We start from the raw sequence: 21870 nt of genomic DNA on the forward strand, positions 1-21870 counted from the left end.
ACCTAGACATCTCTGTCTAGGTTTTTATATGGTGGAGGCGAAGCATTACCCTTGAAATCCACCACATATTATGCATCTATTAATAGCCTCTTAGCTTCTCTTTTAAAATATAAAATGAAGAAACTATAGACTATCCTGAAAAATTTATCAAAGCTATTATACAAACTTAAAAATAATTTTTATTTAAGTTTATTAATATATAACATATATGCTGCTAATGTATACCCATCATTAATTTCTCCATTTTTTATACAGCAAATAAGTTCTTCTTCAGTTTTTAGTTGTATATTTTCAATACCTTCATATCCAAATTTTTCTTTATATTTAGCAATATTAACTGTATAAACTATTACTTTATTAGCACTAATTCCACTATCTGCAATGATACTTCCTAATTTTTGTGGTTTATCAATTATTTCAGCTTCCAATTCTTCTTTTATTTCTTTAATGGCATTATTTTCAGTATCTATTTCATTTCCGTTTTTGTCCATATCTCCATATCCACGTGGAAATGCTAACTGTTTTTGTCTTATCGCATGACGAAATTGATTTAAAAGAATAAAATTACCTTTATACACCGGTACAACTACTACAGCTCCTTCTCGAACTGTAGGCATTAAGCGTTCATATGTACTATATTTGCCTTCTATATTTCGAATTAAATCAACTACCATCATATTATAATCACTCTTATAAACAACCCCAATATTTTTATTAAAAATTGTCTCATATTTGATAATTTCTTTAATTCCATTTTTATTTGGTTCAATAATAATCATATTATTATACTCTTTAAACATATCCGGTCTATTTTTCCACAACTCTATATATTCTTGTAATGCCTTTGATTTTGTATCTGCCTGCCTTAAAATGTTTGGTATTTCTTCTACATGATCATTATTAAAATTATCATAATTTATATATGTATCTGTTTTTCTAAAAATAATTGCGAATAAATCAATCATTGATTTTTCCACAACCTGAATACATTCTAATATATTAGGAAGATTAAATAATTTAGATATAATATCATTTAAAACAGCTATTGCAAAGAAAGTTATCACTGATTTTAAAAATGTACTTATATATTCTTGTAAATATGATATTTTATTGTCCAAAAAATAAAGAACTAATGCATTAATAAATATAGTGATTAGCACTTTGGAAATATTACCAGCATCTTTTCTCTTTTCATTTTTACGCTGACTTTCATAACTATATTCATATAATGGTATTTTTTTATAATCATTAAAGTTTATTTTAATATGTTTCCGTCTCGAAATTATCCTCATACCACGTTTCCAATCTGGATATTTCCCTTTATATTGCACATATTCGTTTGTTTCTTCCTGTAAAAATCTAGATACTGCCTCTTCTCCACCATTCCATTCATATTTTAAACGCGAAAAAAATTCTCTTTCAAATGAATCAATATTAATATCATCATCTCTTTCATAATGCTTTGAAACACCATAAATACTAAGTTCCACCGTATAGTTATAGCATAAATTAACAATTAATTCAGCATAATATAAATTTTCTTTATTTTTCTTTCCATCTAACTCCTTTATCTTTTTTATCCATACTGAACGATTATTTTTTTCACTTCCTGCATTAACAATCAACTGATTCTTTATTTCTCTTAATGTAATAATTGTTTCATCCCATAAAGGATATTCACTTTTATTGCAATTAAAATCTACTATTTTCTCCATAATAGTAAAGAAACTTTTTTCTATATATATTTCACTATATTTTATAAGGGGAGTTATTGAATCACCATACATACTCGCAATAATTGTTAATTCTAGAAAACGATAAAGAAATTCTAAATACTCTTTTGCGTTATTAATATTTATAGTATTTTCTTTAATTGTTCCATCAATACTATATTCATTAAAAAGTTCTACTATCTTTTGATTATCTTCATCTCCTAAATCTATATATTCCTGAATTATTGATAAGTCAGTATTCGTTAAAACCTTCTGCATTAATTTCAGTAAAAGTTTTTGATTACTTTTTACTGGAATAGCAGAAAAAATAAATATATCATCACTTTTATCTAAATTTTTATTTATAGCATTTTGTATATATTGAGAAACAGTTCGCGTTCCCCCATATCTTGATATTCGAATGTATCCCTGCTTTATTAATTTTTTTACAATATTATAGTGTTCATCACTTTCAAGCATACATAAAAATGCTTTTGAATCAGTAATTTGATTCATAGACATTACAATAATGTTTCCATTCCCTAAAAGTTCATCAAACATTGCTAATTGACCTTTATATATCTGTTTATCAGTTTTTCTTACAGAATCTAATTCGAATAAATAAACTAACTTATTCATATTTCCTCCCCCATATTTCAGATTTTTCTTCCTAATTCCCTCAATATAATTTTTATACACCTTAATTATATTGTGTTAAGTAATTCTCTCTTAATTATTACATACACAAACTCAATGTATGCATCATTCTAAATGGAAATTTTTTTAAGTAACTACACTATATTTTATCTATAAATATTTATATTATTTGAAACATATTAGTTTACACAGTCACTATGAATATCTAGAACTCTAATTTTATATTCCATCTCTTACCAAGTTTATTTTACCATAATTGTTTCTTATAGCAATTTATAATAGTAATTTATTATAATTAATACGAATTTTCCTATTATATAAGAATAGAAAAAATCATAATAAGTATTACTTCATCGTGATTCATAAGTAGTTCACTCTATAATATTGATAAACACCAATCAAAAATCTTTATCTCATTCTTGCTCTTTTAATTTATTATTAAATTTCTCTATTTGTAGCAAACTTCTATATTGATCATTCGTTTATATGTTATCTAAGTTATTAAAATAACATTTTTTTAAATTAGCATGAGAGTTTTAATGGTACCGCTACCCACAACAATAAAAATCCACGACTACCTGTAATCAGCTATTTAAGCTACATTACAAGTAGTCGTGGATTTTATGGTGGAGGCGAGGGGTATCGAACCCCTGTCCGAAAGCAGACCAGCCTGACTTTCTCCGAGCGCAGTCTATAGTTTAACATTCCCTCTACAAGACGCCTATAGACAGGCTTCTTGCTTCAGTAGCTTCATAAATTCCGTTCCTACCTCAAAGCTTTGGCAGGCTCGGTTCCCCGCTATCGGCGCCAGATTCTAAGCTGCGGGAAGCTTAGGCTGACGAGCTGCTAACTAGGCAGCTAATGCAAAATTATCTTCTGCGTTTATCTTTATTGCATAGTTGATCTCGTGGGACCATGCTTCCCCCGGCTCGCTTATCAAACCCATCTTACCCCCGTCGAAGCCATAACGCCCCCGTATTATGGGTAAGTTATAATCTTCTTATAATAATTTATTTAAAGATTATATACTTAAGTTTTTAAACGCATTTGATTTTTAAAATTAAAAACCATATTAAGTTTTATTTGATCCAGATATTAATTATAGACCATTTCTTGAATTATTGCAAGGACTCATGAATTGTTCCCTGCATGAATTATATTATACTATCTACGCACTTACTTCAACAGATATCTATTAGCAATACTACCATTAAAGCTATTAGTTGTTAACCGTCCCCATAATGAAAAAGAAAACCTGATAATTCAGGTTTTCTACTAAGTCTTAAGTATTCTTTTAGAAATTAGATCCGTTCCAGCCCCAGTTATCTACTTCTTCATATTTTACGTAAATCTTATCCACAGGAATAGCTAATTCTTCATAAAATATGTCACAGATAGCTGTGGTTAATTTGTTATATGCCTCTTTTGAAGCTTTACCAAATATCTTTACTTCAATAAATGCTCCCTTTTCAAGATTCTCACCTTTGAAATATAACTTATAATTATCTTCAAAGCCTAACATAAGCCAGTTTTCACTTTTACCAGGGATTATTTCTATAGCCTTACCAAGTCTATCTTTAATAACCTCTTCTTTTTCCTTTGATAACTTTACACTTACCTTTGAATTAATAAAGGGCATCATTTTTCACCACCTAAAATTTACTTCTTTCCTTTAATGCTCTTTCCACATCTCTCTTATGAGCTTTTTCTAACATAGTGTCTCTCTTATCGTAATTCTTCTTACCTCTACCTACTGCTAGGTTTACTTTTACTCTTCCCTTCTTTAGGTATAAGGAAAGTGGTATTAGAGTAAGCCCCTCTTGCTGAATAAGCCCTATAAGTCTTCTTATCTCTTCCTTATGCAAAAGTAGTTTTCTTTCTCTTAAAGGATCTACGTTAAATATATTCCCCTGCTCATAAGGGCTTATATGCATATTTTTAATAAATACTTCGCCATTATTAATATCCGCATAGGCATCTTTAAGATTAATTCTTCCTGCCCTTATGGATTTAACTTCAGTTCCAACTAATTCTATTCCTGCTTCCATTGCTTCTTCTATAAAATAGTCGTGGCGAGCTTTTCTATTTTCAGCTAATGTTTTATTATCATTATTCTTTCTTACCATATTATCCACCTACTTGGTTTTATTATCATTTCTCTATTATAATATATAACCTTCTTCATAACAACAAAACAAGCTATAGGTTTCAATTATTTTATTGTAAATACACTTAATTTAGCAATTACCATATCAGCTGATTCGCTTAAGGTACTTGCAGCTCCATATATTTCTTCACTTGCAGCACTCATTTCTTCAGATGAAGCTGTTATTTCTTCAGTAAAGGCTGATACTTCCTGAGCTATTGCAGATACTGATGAAATGTCATTTATAAGTTCATCCTTCTTCTTTTCTAAAGCTACACTTGAAGTACTTACTTCATCCATCTTTGGAGCTACTTTTTCTAATAGTCCTGCTATTTCAGTGAAACTATCTGATGTCTTATTTATAGCTTTCTTTTGCTCTGATAATATATCATTTAATTCCATTGTTTCAGAGAAGATCATTTTATTATCTTTAAGAATTATTTTACCTATACTTTCAATATTTTCTGATGCTTCCTTACTTCTTTCAGCTAGTTGTCTAACTTCTTCTGCAACAACAGCAAAACCTCTTCCTGCTACTCCTGCTCCAGCTGCTTCAATTGCTGCATTTAATGCAAGAAGATTTGTTTGTTCTGATATTTCCTTTATTAAATATGTTATCTCATTAACCTTTTTAATGTTTCCATTCATATCGTCAATTTTACTTCTAAAGTCTTCAAAGGTAGTAATCATCTTATTAAACTCATTAGCTACAGCAATTACATTATCATTTTCTTCATCTGATTTTTTGTAAACATCTAAAATCATAGTTTGAACTTCTTTAAAATTATCTGTTATATTATCTAATTCTCTTCCAAAGTCATTTGAGATTGAAACCATTCTATTTAAAGATGTTGCTTGCTCGTTAGTTCCTGAAGCAACCTCTTCAATTGATTTAGCTATATTGGATGTAGTCTCAGAGAATTCCTTAGATATATTAGTTAAGGAATTACCTTGTGCCTTAACTTCACTTGAACTATCTACTACTTCGTTAAGAATGTCTCTTTGAACTTCTTTTAATGATGAAAGTGCTTGAGCTATATTACCGAACTCATCTTTTCTCTTTAGAAGTTTTTTGTCACCTTCAAACATAAAGTTACCTTGTGATAATTCTAATATGTCATCTTGAACTCTTCTTATGTTTCCTATTATAAAGTTAACTAAACCTAAACCTGAGACAATTATTACTATAATCGCAATTATAATTGTTATTATTGAAGTTTTATTCATGCTTGATAACTCAGAAAATAATTGTTTTTCTGGAATTGCAACTGCAATGGACCAGTTTGTCCCTTCAATTGGAGCATACCCTATAAACTTAGTTTCTCCTTCATAGGTGTAACTTCCTGTGCCTTTTTCACCTTTTATCATTTTCTTCTCAATATCAGCTAGAGCTGTTAAACTTGAATCACTTTTTGCTTTTTCTATTACATTTTCTTGTCTATAAACCAATACTGAATCTGGATGAACTATAACATTACCTTTACCATCTAATGCATAAGCTATTCCAGCATCACCAATTTTTATACTCTTAACAAAATTGCTTAAAACTAAATTTTCCTTAACACCTAATAAGACTCCAATTGTTTGATCTCCTGATTTAATTGGTGCTGCAAAAGGTGCTACAAATATGTCTCCTTCAAGCTTTGAAAAGTAAGGTTCTCCAACTACTGCTTCACCCTTAAGAGCTGCTTTAAAGAAATCCTTATCTTTTAAATTTTCCTTTTCTCCAGTTAAATATGTAATGTTACCATCTAAATCTATTATACCCATGCTGTAGAATTCATTGTCCTTAGCATACTTAGTTAATAAATCTTTCTTTTCTTCATCTGTTCCATTTACTAGTCTATTATCTACGGATAAATTTTTAATATCTCCTTTAATTGAATCTATCTTTTCTGCCATTCTTCCTGAAATCTGCTCGCCTAAATTCTCAACTAAAGGTTGTCCTGTTTTAGTTACTGCTTGTTTAGCAAAATAATAGTTTGTTACCGCTATTACTATAGATGAAGTTAATGAAATGACCAAAAAAATAGCTAATATCTTTCCTTTTATACTTTTAAAATTGATATTAACTTTACCATTGACGTTTAATTTATTAAACTTATTTTTTGTTTTTTTCTTAGACTTGTCTTTCATTTCTTGCCTCATATTCTCCCCACCACTTTTTATTATTCTTTAAATTATATTCAAATACCTATTAAATAGTATATATTAAATCTCATAAAATTACAATTTTTTCATGATAATGACTATATTTTTTTAATTCTACCAAAAACAGAGAATTAGTTTAATTAATAAAATCTCCTAAACTAATTCTCTGTATTTATAAACCTTTAATTAAAAAACTTCTTCTTCACTTTTACATTCAACATTAGTGTCTGCAAACTCCTCTAAACCGTTCTTATCTATAGATTCTGGTTTAGGTGTTTCCTCTTCTTGTTCTTCATCACTTACGAGCTTAAAGTATATTTCTCTATTTGGTATATTTACTTTCTCGCATCTTACTTTAACCTCATCACCTAATTTATACATATTTTTCTTTCTCTCACCTATTAGGCAAAGATGATCTTCATCATATATATAATAATCATCATCTAAATCACTAATATGAACTAAGCCTTCAATAGTATTAGGTAATTCAACAAATATACCAAAGCTTGTTACAGAAGATATAATACCATCAAATTCTTCACCTATTCTATCCATCATGTATTCAGCCTTCTTTAAGTCATCTACTTCTCTTTCTGCTTCTTGAGCTACTCTCTCCATTTCTGAAGATTGCTTAGCTGCATAATCAACTATAGTAACTAGCTTAGTTGCTCTTCCTTCATCAATTCCTCCATGAAGGTGTTCTTTTATTATTCTGTGAATTTGAAGGTCAGGATATCTTCTAATTGGTGATGTAAAGTGACAATAATACTTAGCTGCTAAGCCAAAGTGTCCTGTACATTCTGGTGAATATCTAGCTTGCATCATAGAACGTAGTAAAAGTGTACTTACTACAGTTTCTTCTTTCTTATCTTTAAATTCTTCTAAAACATTTTGAAGATTTCTAGGGTGTATCTCAAGCGGCCATCTAACTGGATATCCTAAATTGTATAAAAACTCTTTAAACTTCTCTAATTTTTCTGAGTCTGGATCTTCGTGAATTCTATATACAAATGGTAGTTTAGTCCAGAACATATACTCAGCTACGGTTTCATTACAAACTAGCATGAATTCTTCAATAATTCTATTAGCTATTTCTCTTTCGTAAGGCTTAATATCAATTGGCTTACCTTTTTCATCTAATATGATTTTTGATTCTTCAAAGTCAAAGTCTATGGCACCTCTTTTAATTCTCTTATTATGAAGTATATTACATAGTTCCTCCATGTTCTTAAAATCTTCATGTAGGTTACTATATCTTTCTATTAAGTCTTTATCATTATCTCTAAGTATCTTAGTTACGTCTGTATATGTCATTCTTTCAGTAGTTTTTATTACAGATTCGTATATTTCATGATCTATAACTTTACCTTCTGAGTTAATAACCATATTACAACTTAAAGCTAATCTATCTACCTGTGGATTTAAAGAACATATCCCATTTGATAGTTTCTTAGGTAACATTGGTATTACTCTATCAATAAGATATACTGATGTTGCTCTCTTTAAAGCTTCCTTATCTAATGGATTTTGTTCTTTAACATAATGTGTTACATCCGCAATATGTACCCCTAGCTTATAGTTTCCATCCGGAAGCTTTTCTATAGATACAGCATCATCCAAATCTTTTGCATCTTCACCATCTATAGTAACCATCTTTATGTTTCTTAAATCTCTTCTACCTGCTATATCTTTTTCTTTTATCTCTACATCAATTCCTTCTGCAAATTTTATAACTTTGTCAGGGAATTCTTCTGGCAAACCAAATTTTTTAATTATGGTTAATATATCTAAACCTTTTTCTCCCTTTTTACCTAGTATTTCAACTATTTTACCTTCTGGATTTCTTCTTTGATCTGCCCATTTTGTAATTTCTACTATTACTAGGTCTCCAGTTGTTGCTCCATTTGTATCTTTTCTACTTATGAATACATCATTTTGTATTCTTTTATCTTCTGGAACAACAAAGCCAAAGTTTTTAGAGTCTTCATATACTCCAACAAAACTCTTATTAGCTCTTTCTATTACTTCTCTAATTTCCCCTTCGCATTTTTTACCAGCCACATCTTCTTTTAGAATTTTTGCAATAACTCTATCGCCATTTAAAGCACCATTCATATTGTTAGCTGGTATAAATACGTCTGCTCTTCCTTCTTCATCAGGAATTAAGAAGCCAAACCCCTTTGAGTGAACTTGAAGCTTTCCTGTAACTAAGCCCATTCTATCAGGCACTCCAAACTTATCCTTCTTATTTCTAATTACAAGTCCTTCTTTTTCCATGGTCTTTATACATTTTTTGAAAGCTTTATATTCATCTCTTTTTATATCAAACACTTCACTCAATTCTTGGAGATCCATTGGTCTATATGCTTGCTCTTTCATGAATCCTAAAACTGTTTCTTTTATTCCCATAACTGTCCTCCTTAAAATTTATCTATTTTATATTTTTTCCTAACCTTTATATTTAATTCAATCGAACTTAAATAGCTTTATAAGAAAATTTTTCTAATTTGATTATATATCATAAAGGGGACGGTTAACAACTTTTTGCTTTAATGCCTGTATAACAAGTCATATTTAAGGCATTAAATAGTAGAATTAGTTGTTAACCGTCCCCAAAAATTATTTAAATAAATTAAGAAGCAATCCGCCATATTCAGCTATTAGTGGTGCAAATACCAATGAAACAATAGTCATTAATTTAATTAGTATATTCATTGATGGTCCAGAGGTATCTTTAAATGGATCCCCTACAGTATCTCCTGTTACTGCAGCCTTATGAGCTTCACTTCCTTTTCCTCCTAATTCTCCACCTTCAATATACTTTTTAGCATTATCCCAGGCTCCACCTGCATTTGCCATTAATACTGCAACCAAAACCCCTGTAGAAACTGCTCCGCATAATAATCCAGCCAGAGCATCTTTGCCTAATAACATGCCTATGCCTAAAGGTATAATTATTGCTAATATACCAGGTAATATCATTTTCTTTAAAGCTGCTTCAGTAGATATTTCAACGCAAGTTGAGTAATCTGGTTCCTCTGTCCCCGCAATTATACCTGGCTTTTCTCTAAATTGTCTTCTTACTTCCTCAACCATTTTAACTGCAGCCTTTCCTACTGCTTCCATAGTTAAGGCTGCAAATAGAAATGGAATCATTCCGCCAATAAGTAACCCAACTAAGGTTAATGGATTTAATAAATCTATTACTTTAATATCAACAGTTTCTGCATAAGATGCAAATAATGCTAAGGCAGTTAAGGCTGCTGAACCTATTGCAAACCCTTTACCTATAGCTGCTGTTGTATTTCCAACAGAGTCTAATTTATCAGTTACTTTTCTTACGCTTTTATCCATAGCTCCCATTTCAGCTATTCCTCCTGCATTATCAGCTATAGGACCATAAGCGTCTACCGCTACTACAATTCCTGTATTTGATAGCATTCCAACTGCAGATAAAGCTATGCCATAGAGCCCATTCATTGGAGATGTATTTCCACCCATTGAAAAATAAGCTACTAATATTCCTATAGATATTAATATTATAGGAATAACTGTAGATTTCATTCCTACTGATAAACCTGCAATGATGTTTGTAGCAGCTCCAGTTTTAGATTCATTTGCAATTTCCTTTACTGATTTATAATCTGGGGAAGTATAGATTTCTGTAACTTTACCTATAGCAATCCCAACAACAATTCCTGATAAAACTGCAATAAATCCTTTGTAATCACCAAGAAAATACTTACTTAATACTACTGCAAAAATTATTATAATTGTTGATGCAATATATGTTCCTCTATTTAAAACCTTTTGTGGATTATCGCCTTTACTATATCTAATAGTTAATGATCCAATTATAGAGGCAAGTACACCTATGCCACAGAGCATAATAGGGAAAAGAGCCTCTTCATTACCACTAGTTATTTTTAAAGTTAACCCTAATGTTATAGCAGAAATTATTGAACCAACATAGGATTCAAATAAATCTGCCCCCATTCCAGCAACATCTCCTACATTATCCCCTACATTGTCAGCAATTACTGCAGGATTTCTTGGATCATCTTCTGGAATACCAGCTTCTACCTTACCAACTAAATCCGCTCCAACATCTGCTGCTTTAGTATAAATTCCTCCTCCAACCCTTGCAAATAAAGCAATTGAGGAAGCCCCTAAGCCAAAGCCTGTTATATATTCACTATTTAGATTAAAAATTATCGAAAGAATACTTATACCGAGTATGCCTAATCCAACAACAGATAACCCCATAACAGAGCCTCCTGAAAATGCAAAAGATAAGGCCTTATTTATTCCTTCTTTCGCTCCCTCTGCTGTTCTTACATTCGCCTTAACAGCTACCTTCATCCCAAAAAATCCTGATAGTATTGAGAAAATCGCACCTACCAAAAAGCATATAGCTGTTTTGATGCTTAAGAATAGAGAAATAGTCACAAATACAACTACAATGAATACTGTCAAATACCTATATTCTTTTTTCAGGAAAGCCATAGCCCCCTGTTCTATATATGAAGATATTTCATTGAGTTTTTGGTTTCCTACTTGTTTTTTTATTATCCACCGTCCAGTTAAAAAGGAAAACATCAGAGCTATGATCCCAACTAACCCAGTAAGAAATAAAAAATTCATAATTCTCCTCCAATTAATTTTTTTGCTCCACTTTTAATACTATTATTTTATTTTCTGATTTATACAAAAAAAACCAGCCAAAGGCTGGTTTCTTTATAATTATATTAACTTATGGATACTACATCATATCCTGCATCATCAATGGCATCTCTAATAGCATCCTCTGATGCATCTCCTTCTATTGTTGCTGTTTTAGTGTCTAAATCAACAATAGCAGCAGTAATTCCATCTAGTTCTATTAAGCTTTTTTCAACTCTAGCTTTGCAATGTTCGCAAGACATACCTTCTATTATTATTTTCTTCATATCTATCCCTCCAATATTTTTATTTAATTTTATTATATAATAAATTTTAAAACATATTAACTTTATTTAACTGGCTTAAATCCCTTAAGTCTTAAAGCGTTTAAAAGCACTGATACAGAACTAAAACTCATTGCTAATGCAGCAATCATTGGATTTAATAATTTACCACCTAATGCATACCATACTCCCATTGCAACAGGTATTCCTAAAACATTATACCCAAAAGCCCAAAATAGATTTTGTTTTATATTCTTTATAGTTTTCTTACTTAACTGTATTGCAGTTGGTACATCCATAAGGTCACTTCTCATTAATACAATATCGGCAGATTCTATTGCAACATCTGTACCTGAGCCAATAGCTATTCCAATATCTGCTTTTGCAAGTGCTGGAGCATCATTTATTCCATCACCAACCATAGCAACTTTCTTTCCTTCGTTTTGAAGTTTGCTTACTTCTTCAGCTTTATTTTCTGGTAAAACTTCAGCAATTACTTTATCTATGCCAACTTCTCTGGCTATTGCTTCTGCTGTATTCTTATTATCTCCAGTTAGCATAGCAACCTGAATTCCCATGCTATGAAGTGTTTCTATAGCTTTCTTAGAACTAGCTTTAATTGTATCCGCCACTGCGATAATTCCAACTAGTAGTCCATTTTCAGCTATATACATAGGTGTTTTACCTTCTTTTGATAAATTGTCTGAAGCCTCTTTTAAGTCCTCTAGACTAATTTCTTGTTCTACCATTAATTTAAGATTACCTAAATAATACTTCTTACCTTCTATAACTGCTTCTATACCTTTACCAGAAATAGCTTTGAAGTTATCTACTTTAACAAACTCAAGGTTTTCTTCCTTAGCTTTTTCTACTATAGCCTCTCCTAAAGGATGCTCTGAGGCTTTTTCAGCACTAGCAGCATATAAAAGCAACTGTCTTTCATCATAATTCTTTGTAATTATATCTGTTACCTTAGGCTTACCCTCTGTAATAGTTCCTGTTTTATCAAATACGATAGTTTGAATCTTATGAGTTGTTTCTAATGCCTCTCCACCTTTAATTAACACACCATTTTCTGCCCCTTTTCCTGTTCCAACCATTATAGCTGTAGGTGTTGCTAATCCTAATGCACATGGACACGCTATTACTAGTACTGAAATAAATATGCTTAAGGAGAATATTGTTCCCTTTCCAAAAAGGAACCATGTTCCTGCTGATAAAACTGCTAATGTCATAACTACAGGTACAAAATATCCAGATATTATGTCAGCAAGTTTCGCTATTGGAGCTTTAGACCCTTGTGCTTCCTCAACTAACTTGACTATTTGAGCTAGTGCTGTATCTTTTCCAACTCTTGTAGCCTTATATTTAATTGATCCATTTTTATTTATTGAAGCACCTATTACTTTAGAACCTACTACTTTTTCAACTGGTATACTTTCTCCTGTAAGCATAGATTCATCTATTGAAGTATTACCTTCTATAACTTCTCCATCCACAGGAAGCTTTTCTCCTGGCTTAACTAATATTATATCCCCAACTATTACTTCTTTTATAGGAATAACTAGTTCTTTCCCATCTTTTATTATTGTTGCAGTTTTTGGAGCTAATCCCATTAACTTTTTTATAGCTTCTGAGGTTCTTCCTTTTGTTTTGCTCTCTAAGAATTTTCCTAATGTTATAAGTGTAAGGATTGTTGCTGCAGACTCAAAATATAAGTCCATTGTATACTCATGGTTTCCAATTGAGATCTGATATATTGCAAATAATCCATATAAAATAGCTGCTCCACTTCCTATTGCAATTAATGAATCCATATTAGGATTTCCTGAAAATAATGATTTAAATCCAACCTTATAAAATTTCTTTCCTGCAACTACTACCGGTATTACCAATATTAATTGAACTAATGCAAAAGTCATAGGATTCATTTCTGCATCAATAATTCCTGGAAGCATAAATCCTAACATATGTCCCATAGCAATTATTAGTAAAGGTACTGTAAATATTGCTGAAACAATAAATCTTTTCCATAAAGCCTTTGATTCTTTTAACTTAACATCTTCTGTTTCTTCTTGAGTTTCCTCTTCCTCTTTAGCCTTATAGCCGGCCTTTTCAACTGCTGCCACTATATCCATGCTTCTTACTTTGCTAGAATCATATTCTATAGTTAACTTCTCAGTTGCTAAATTAACTGACCCACTATTTACGCCTTGAACTTTATTTACTGCTCTCTCTACAGCTCTAACGCAAGCTGCACAAGTCATTCCTTCTATTTTGAAAATTTTAGAAGTTATAAGCTGTTCCTCTTTCTCCTCATGTATTGCCTTATACCCAGCTTTATCCACTACTGCAATTATATCCTCTGTGGTAACCTCTTCTTCATTAAATTTTATATTTAATTTTTCTGTAGCAAGATTAACAAAAGATTCTTCAACACCTTGAAGCTTTTTTGTAGCTCTTTCTACAGCTCTAACACATGCTGCACAGGTCATTCCTTCTATCTTGAAAATCTCTTCTTTCATATTTACCTCCTTACCCCCCTACCCAGGGGGTCTAAAGTAAAAATATCATATTTGGGCTTAAAAGTAAAGTGGTGATGAAGATTTTATTAAAATAAATTTTAAAATAAATCTTTCACCACCAAATTAATATTAAATCTTAAATTTTTTCACAATAGCATCTAATTGTTTAGAAATATCTTGTAACTGTTCAGCTAAAATCAATGTATTTTCTGCCACTGTATTTTGCTCGGCCATTGACGCTGAAACTTCTTCTAGTCCAGCAGCAGACTCTTCGGATATAGCTGAAATTGATTGGATTGAATCCATAACATTTGTTTTATCTCTATCTACATCTACTACATTACTATATAGTAAATTTATCTTGTCTAAAGAATTATTTGTAGCATCATCAATTAAATTAAATACCTCTGTAGTATCATTAACTGCCTCACTAACATCCTCAATTATTTCTCTTCCTCTATTCATAGTGGTTTGAGATATATTAATCTTATCTTGAATTTCTTTAATAACTGTTGTAATTTCCTTAGTCTCGTTATTTACTTCTTCCGAAAGTTTTCTAACTTCTTCAGCAACTACTGCAAAGCCTTTTCCTTGTTCTCCTGCTCTAGCTGCTTCAATTGCTGCATTTAGTGCAAGCAGATTAGTCTGTTCTGCAATTTCTCCAATTTTACCTACAATGTTTCCTATTGAATTTGATTTTTCTCTTAAAGTAGTTATACTATCTCCAATTTCATTTAACGCTGCTTTATTTTCCTGGAACTTATTAATTAGAACTTCTAAACTTCCTTTTCCTTTACTATTTGCTTCTATTGTATTGCTAGATATTCTCTTAAGTTCTTCTGAACCCTTAGTAACGTTAGTTATTTTTTCAGTAAAGCTTTGGAAAGCTGCTACTATCTCTTGATAATTTTCAGCTTGTTCAACTGAACCTTTTGCAATTTCATCCATAGTTACAGATATAGCCTCTGTATTTTGTGCTAGTCCTTGAGCTCCATCTGAAGATATGTCTGAATTTACAAGAATACTTTCTGATGATGTAGCTAATTCTGTAATAATATTTCTAAGCTCAGCTCTAAGATTTACTACTGCATTAGCTATAGTTCCCATTTCATCTTTATATTTTTTAATCTCTTCAAAGCTAGAATCATATTTTAAATCCAATGCTGATGTCTTGTTTATCAATTCAGTAATCCTTAAAATTGGTTTAGATATTTTCTTTCCTATGTATGATCCTAATAATATTGCTAAAACAATTGCTCCTAGTGCAATACCAACTAATATCGTTATTTTACTATATACCTCACTATTTGCAGCATTCTCTTGATCAGCTATAGTTTTATCTATGGTATCTATGTAATTTCCTGTCCCTATGACCCATCCAAAAGGCTCATAATATTTACTATAAGCTCTTTTTGGCAAACTTTCAGTTTCTCCTGCTTTAGGAAAATAATATTCTGTATAACCACCTTCTGGTTTTTGACCATTAGCAATTATGTCTTTCATGTAAGAATTTCCTTTAGTATCTTTGGAATCTAATCTGTTCTTTCCTTCAGTATCCTTACCTAAAAGAACTACATTAGTTCCATCTAAAGTATCTGCCCAAAAATATCCTTCTTTTCCATATTTCATATTTCTAAGCAAATCTGCACCTTGCTTTTGAGCTTCACTTAATGTAATTTCTCCCTTTTTATATTTACTATTTAAACCATCCAAAACAGAAATTGCTGATTCAACCTGATTTTTTATTGTTAAATCATAACTACTTAGCATCTGCTCTTTCTGTTGCTTTAAAATTCCATCTTTTACAGAATTGACAACGTATACAGAAAATCCACCAATAGATAATCCTGTACAAAGAACTATGATTACTGTCAATGCTGTTATTCTACTACTTATTTTCTTCATTTTTCCCCCTCCATTACTTTAAAAATAATGCACACTTATTTCTATACTCTAATTATCGAACACTTTACACCAAAATTCAATACCTTACAAATATTACTTTATTTCTATATATTCCTACAAAATCCTCATATCTTTTAAGCAAAAAAAATTAACAACAAAAACAGCATGCTTGTCTTTGTTGTTAAACTATTTTAACTATCTAAACTAATTTGTTTAACTTCTGATTGATCACAATATATTTTATAGTAGAAGGTATCTTTTGCTTCTCCATTTGAATTTGTATAAGTTCTTTTATAAACCTCAACTTTGCCTACCCCTTTATATGTTGGAGATTCAAGTAATTGACCTTGGGCTTCAGTAATTTCAGTATCATATGAAGTAATACCATTCTTATCTACGCAAAATCTAAATCTTTTTTCTCCGTTGTACTCACTTTCACCTAATACTACCCCATCAAAGCTGTGAAGATTATCAGTTTCATATAACACATCTTCGTATTTTGAACTAGAGTTTATATTTAAAGATGATAAATAAGCCTTACCACTAAATATACTAATTGTATCAGGCTTACTTTTAGTAAGCTTAAGTGAAACAAATACTATTATTCCCACTATAACCACTGCCACACCTAAAACCATGGCAAGGGTAGCAAATATTTCTTTTGATGAAGGCCTCCTTGATCTATAAATGCTATTACTATTTGCTAATCTATTTCTGTTATAGCTATTAAAAGTTGAGTGTGAACTATTTCTGTTTTGTTTTCTTTGCTTTGCAATTCTTTTTACTTTTTTTCTCATACTACCCCTTCTTTACTCCTTATTATAGGGTTTTAATTTATATCTTATAATACCTTTGTCGTTAGTGGAATGTAAGAACATTCTTTTGTAGTTACTTCCTCACCTAGTCTAGTATAAATGCCAGCAAAACTACATCCAGTAACATATGTTCCAAATATAACATATTTTTTGTCTACACAAGTCTTCATTAATACACTTTGTTGAAACACAATATCTTCATCAGGAATTTCCCTAAGCTTATAGCTAGGAACAACTTTAGTTCCTTCTCTTCCGAGCAAAGGCTTTATGAAAAAATCATTGCTCACTAATTCTTCAATATCAAAGGTTGTATGGGGAATATAATTCCTAATAATCTCCTCTTCCCTACTTGTATAAAATTTATTTTTTATAAGTTCAAATATAATTGGGAATAATGCTTTTGATTGAGTTATTATTGTATTTGCAGGATTTAAGAAAAATACTTTTTCAGATGTTATCTCTAACAACTTACTATATTCAATATCTTCTTCATCCTTCATCCAGTCAAGTGGATAATATCTAAATACAACATCAACCTTTTCATTATATATATAAAGACCATCAGTTCTTACTTCTATGTCTTCAATATTTCCATAAATACAATTATATTTTTCTTTAAATATTTTATATATAGCATTTGTATTTACCCAATCTTCATAATAGGTTAAAGAAATAAACCCTATGGTAGGATTATTTAAGTTATAACTGTCAATTATTTTCTTTCCCTCTTGAAATATCATATCTTTCAATTTTTCATTTATTCTTCTTACACCTTCTAGATTTGAAGTTCTTTTTTCTATTTCATCAAACAATATCTCTTCAACAAAAATTGCTTCTGCAACCCCTGCTGGAGTCTCTGCATTAAATTCTAGAAGTTTCCAGTTGTTATAAATATCCAGAGCCCAGTCCATTCTTCCTAGAAATGTAAGTTCTTCACATTCATCTTTCTTAATTACTTCTTCTAACCCATCAATACTTAATATATCTTTTAAAACATCAATATTCTGCTTAATATAATCTCTTGTTTTAACAAATATTTTAGAAAGTTCCTCTGTAGCATATTTGAGTTCGTTTAATTTACTTTCATCTAGCACTCCAATGGAAGTATTAATATATTCCTTATTCCATATATTTAAGCCTGAAAATTCTCCATCTACTATTATTCTTGAATCTATTTCTTTAAACTTAAAATATTCTGGAGTTATACTAAACTTCTTTTCTTCAATTCCAATTGGTGTAAACCAGGTATACTCATCATTTGTAAGATAGTCTGGATTCCATCTTACGCATGTACCAATCACTTCATCTAAAGAAAAATATATCCCAAAGTTTCCGTATCCATCCTTTGGAATTCTGAATTCTCCATCATAATAATATGTTGTTTCCTGCTTCTGCTTTATAAATTCTTGTATAATATATGGTTTTTCAATTTTAGAAGTTTTAATATAATTAATAGTCTCTTTCCATTCTTCATCGCTATATAGCTTTCCTATAAACACATCATCACTATATCTTCCATAAACAGGCTTAATTACGTACTTATTTTTGTTTTTTGAGGCTTCAGTTAAATTTTTATCAGTTAATATTTCTGTATATGGCAAAGAGTCTATTACAGCCTTTCTTTCTCTATCATTAAGCCTTGTATCCTTGTTTTCAACTAAAACCCAAAGATATGTATAAAGATTTTTGCATTGAGCAATAATTACTCTAGGATCATTTAAAATCAATATCTTTCCTTGATCAAATAATTTTAAAATATCTAAGAAGTCTGGGATTTCATATAAATATTCAGTCGGATATAATCTTAAAATAATGTCGATTTTTTCTTGAAAACAAAACACTTCAGCATTATCTACATATATGTTTTCTGCTGAGCTTAATATTAGTTCAATATCTTGATTTCTTAATTTCTCAATAAAAAGCAAGGCTAAATGTGTTTCCTCATAATGAGTCGGGTCCACAAGTAATGCCACTTTAATCCTCGAGTTTTTATAATATTTATCTTTTATCTTGTAAAAATTATTTATAAATTTCTCTAAAAACCCTTCATTTATATTTCCATAACCCTTTAATGTTTCCTCTGCTACCATGCATTCTCTTTGAGCACAAGGCTTATCATAATTTAGTTCGCTATAAAATACTTTCTTCTCCTTATTATCTTCCCTAATAAAGCCATCAAATCTGCTCCAGAATATTGGAATGCCTTCTCGTCTTAATGATAATATTTCATTAATATATTTAAAGGGAGGTATATAATTTTTAAAATCTTGAAACTCTGAATTTATTCCATTTTGTATTTTAACTGCTATATTATTAATAATTTTGGCAGTATTAATAAATTCGCCATAAATTTCTTTCTCCATAAAATATGGAACATCTGAATATATGTTCTTTATTCTTTTTGAATGTATAAGTTTATATTCAAAAAGGAGTTTATCCCAATAATTCTTATACATATAACTATCCTTCCCTTATCCTAAGCACCTGCACTTGATCTTATAAATGAGGAATAGCCTTTACTTTTACCTTCCTCTGAAGAAGTAATATTAGTGTTATCCTTTGCCCCTTGCCAAGCAGTCCATCCGATACTTCTATAGTTTACATAGGTGTAATGAGATACTATCTCATCTTCTCTTAAAGCTGATTTACTTTTGTCTGTTTCTGGGAACATAAATGGTTCTTGTCCAGTTCCATGATAAGCATCATCTTGATTATCCTCTGTTGCTACTTCATTAACTTTTGGAGTACTCTCACACCCTAATAGTACGGTAGGAGCCCCTACTGTAACGGTAGTCATTAAAGCTAGTGATAAAGCTTTCTTTTTCCATGTCTTGTCCATATTATCCCCTCTATTTAATTAATTAAATTTACTTTTACTTTAATATTATTATTTTCTAAATACTCAACATATTCTTTTAAGTCAATCTTCATTGGACTCTCTGAGACAATAATCACCTCATTAATTCCCCACTGATTAAGATCTTCTGAATACGGCATTTCTTCTTCCGTTAATCTATATTGATTGTTAAAATACTCCCTTTTAGAAAATTCCTTATCACTAAATCTATTGTAATCAAGTAATAATGCATATTTATTTTCTATATTTTTTATCTCATAAGAATATTTTATAAGCTTAATAAGCAATTCTTTAGAACCAACTATAGCCTTCTTATGGAATATATGTGCAAATACTAAAACTGGTATAATTCCAAAATTTACATTTAACTCTAATGCTAGATCTAAGTTATCCTCACCCTTTAAATCTATCAATAGAACTTGATTTTCTTTTTGTTCTTTTATTAATTCTAAAATTGATACTGGAATAATCTTTGACATACTTTTTTTCATTATAGATTCAGATAAATCAAGCTCCTCTACAAACTCCTTTGAAGATGCAAAAGGTGTTGAAATTAACTGCCATCTAAATCTATCTAATCCACGTTTCCAATTCTCATAAACTGCATACATATCAACTTTTTCCATAGTGTTTTACCTTTCTAAGAAACTTGGAATTATTTATAAGTAACCGCAAAAACTTCAATCATATTTACTATATGATTGTATCCATTTGTATCCTCTATCATAAGATAATCTCCATCTCTTCTAACAGAATATACATCTAATGAAACCTCAGGTTTTTCATTGTTATATGAGCCCGCTGTTAAATAAATATAACACTTCATTTTTATTCCCCTTCCACTTAATAATGGAATATATTATACCATAATTTGAAATATATTGAAATATAAAAGAATGCTCACATACTCAAATTTATAAAATAAAAAAGTTGGTATTCAGTTATAAAACACTGAAAATACCAACTCATTTTCTAAATACTTATTTCACTATCTTCTCCGCTTACTAATTCAATTAAGAATACAAATATAGGAATACCTATTATCATTCCCCATGGTCCTATAAAATGCTCTGATAAAATCAAAACAGCAAATGTAATAAATATAGGTAAGTTTACAGCTGTAGACATAATCTTCGGATTCAAAATATAACTTTCTAACATGTGTAGCGCAATTATCATTACCAAAACTGAAATAACTTTTGAAATTCCACCAACTTGGAATGCGCATATTCCAAGGGGAATAAATGAAATTATTACTCCAAGTACTGGTATTAATCCTAGCATAAACATCATTAAGCCTAAAATAAACACATTGTTGAATCCTAATAAACTAAGTACTATACATGATAATGCAGAGTTTATAAAGGATATAACTAACTGCATCTCAATAACAACTACAAAAGACTTCATAAATTTCTTTGCTAGATTTTTATAGTAGGTATATAAAAATTTACTTCTTCCTTTTTCAAATCTAGTAAAGAATCTTCTAAGCTTATCTTCTTCAAGTATGTACATAAATGTTAATAAAAAGGATAGTCCTATATTAACACCTGTAGATTTAACATAGTTAAATGTTTTAAATGTGAGACCATTGATACTTGAAACACCTTTCATAATTGTTTCTTGATCTATGTTGATGTTATATTTTTCCAAAAGAGATGTAAGGGTAGAAAAATCGAAATCCTTAAACTGGGTTATTATCATATTAACTTGATTTACTATGTCTGGAATAAAAAACAATAGGAAACCAACTATACCCAAAAGCACCAAAAAGAATGAAATAATATTCGTAATCTTTTTACTTAATACCTTTTTGAACCCTAACTTTTTATGAATAAGCTTTGATATATCTAAAACAACTATAGTTTCAATTAACGTTAAAAATATCAAAGACATAAAGTCTCTAAATAAAAATAATATTAAACCTAAAAACAAAAGCGCCATAACTCTTTTAAATGTGTTACTGGTTAAATTCTTTTCAATAAAATTCAAATTACCCTCTCCCTGCACATTTTCGATAAATTTTTATTCTATATTACTAATTTATCAAATTAACCTTCCTATTACTATACTAAAATAAAAAAATAAGTAATTGTTAAGAATTTTATTGTGTTTTTATCATCAAAATAGGGACGGTTAACAACTTTTCACAATAA

The 21870-nt window shown here is 30.1% G+C and carries 15 protein-coding genes and 1 other RNA gene; all 16 read right to left on the minus strand.

Annotated features, from left to right (window positions below; all coding sequences use genetic code 11):
• Positions 1 to 179 precede the first annotated feature (179 nt).
• Positions 180 to 2351: an NUDIX hydrolase gene (locus L1S47_RS02945; RefSeq protein WP_238882033.1), complete on the minus strand. Its 2172-nt coding sequence runs from the start codon at positions 2349 to 2351 to the stop codon at positions 180 to 182.
• 642 nt (positions 2352 to 2993) lie between these two features.
• Positions 2994 to 3344, minus strand: a transfer-messenger RNA (tmRNA) gene (gene ssrA / locus L1S47_RS02950).
• A gap of 319 nt (positions 3345 to 3663) precedes the next feature.
• On the minus strand, positions 3664 to 4008 hold the full coding sequence (locus L1S47_RS02955; protein ID WP_202769573.1) for a phenylpyruvate tautomerase MIF-related protein: 345 nt from the start codon (positions 4006 to 4008) through the stop codon (positions 3664 to 3666).
• Between the two features lie 13 nt (positions 4009 to 4021).
• A complete protein-coding gene (gene smpB, locus L1S47_RS02960) occupies positions 4022 to 4495 on the minus strand; it encodes an SsrA-binding protein SmpB (RefSeq protein ID WP_202769572.1) in 474 nt (157 codons plus the stop codon).
• 86 nt (positions 4496 to 4581) lie between these two features.
• Positions 4582 to 6663, minus strand: coding sequence for a methyl-accepting chemotaxis protein (locus L1S47_RS02965; protein ID WP_238882034.1), 2082 nt, complete (start codon positions 6661 to 6663; stop codon positions 4582 to 4584).
• A gap of 189 nt (positions 6664 to 6852) precedes the next feature.
• Complete coding sequence (gene rnr / locus L1S47_RS02970) at positions 6853 to 9075, minus strand: ribonuclease R (RefSeq protein ID WP_202769570.1); 2223 nt, start codon at positions 9073 to 9075, stop codon at positions 6853 to 6855.
• A 210-nt stretch (positions 9076 to 9285) separates the two neighbouring features.
• A complete protein-coding gene (locus tag L1S47_RS02975; RefSeq protein ID WP_238882035.1) occupies positions 9286 to 11310 on the minus strand; it encodes a sodium-translocating pyrophosphatase in 2025 nt (674 codons plus the stop codon).
• Between the two features lie 104 nt (positions 11311 to 11414).
• On the minus strand, positions 11415 to 11615 hold the full coding sequence (locus tag L1S47_RS02980; RefSeq protein ID WP_202769568.1) for a heavy-metal-associated domain-containing protein: 201 nt from the start codon (positions 11613 to 11615) through the stop codon (positions 11415 to 11417).
• Between the two features lie 62 nt (positions 11616 to 11677).
• Entirely contained in the window at positions 11678 to 14137 is a 2460-nt protein-coding gene (locus L1S47_RS02985) for a heavy metal translocating P-type ATPase (RefSeq protein WP_238882036.1), read from the minus strand.
• A gap of 129 nt (positions 14138 to 14266) precedes the next feature.
• Positions 14267 to 16042 (minus strand): methyl-accepting chemotaxis protein, encoded by a 1776-nt coding sequence (locus L1S47_RS02990; protein WP_238882037.1) that lies wholly within the window; start codon positions 16040 to 16042, stop codon positions 14267 to 14269.
• Positions 16043 to 16233: 191 nt separating this feature from the next.
• Entirely contained in the window at positions 16234 to 16839 is a 606-nt protein-coding gene (locus tag L1S47_RS02995; protein ID WP_238882038.1) for a hypothetical protein, read from the minus strand.
• A gap of 44 nt (positions 16840 to 16883) precedes the next feature.
• Entirely contained in the window at positions 16884 to 19313 is a 2430-nt protein-coding gene (locus L1S47_RS03000; RefSeq protein WP_238882039.1) for a glutathionylspermidine synthase family protein, read from the minus strand.
• A gap of 20 nt (positions 19314 to 19333) precedes the next feature.
• Positions 19334 to 19696, minus strand: coding sequence for a hypothetical protein (locus L1S47_RS03005; protein ID WP_202769563.1), 363 nt, complete (start codon positions 19694 to 19696; stop codon positions 19334 to 19336).
• A gap of 14 nt (positions 19697 to 19710) precedes the next feature.
• Positions 19711 to 20340, minus strand: coding sequence for a hypothetical protein (locus L1S47_RS03010; protein WP_238882040.1), 630 nt, complete (start codon positions 20338 to 20340; stop codon positions 19711 to 19713).
• Between the two features lie 29 nt (positions 20341 to 20369).
• Positions 20370 to 20540: a hypothetical protein gene (locus L1S47_RS03015; protein WP_238882041.1), complete on the minus strand. Its 171-nt coding sequence runs from the start codon at positions 20538 to 20540 to the stop codon at positions 20370 to 20372.
• Between the two features lie 146 nt (positions 20541 to 20686).
• A complete protein-coding gene (locus L1S47_RS03020; RefSeq protein WP_238882042.1) occupies positions 20687 to 21706 on the minus strand; it encodes an AI-2E family transporter in 1020 nt (339 codons plus the stop codon).
• Positions 21707 to 21870: the final 164 nt, after the last annotated feature.

This window comes from Clostridium sp. YIM B02551 (assembly GCF_022324735.1).
Lineage (GTDB): Bacteria > Bacillota > Clostridia > Clostridiales > Clostridiaceae > Clostridium_T > Clostridium_T paridis.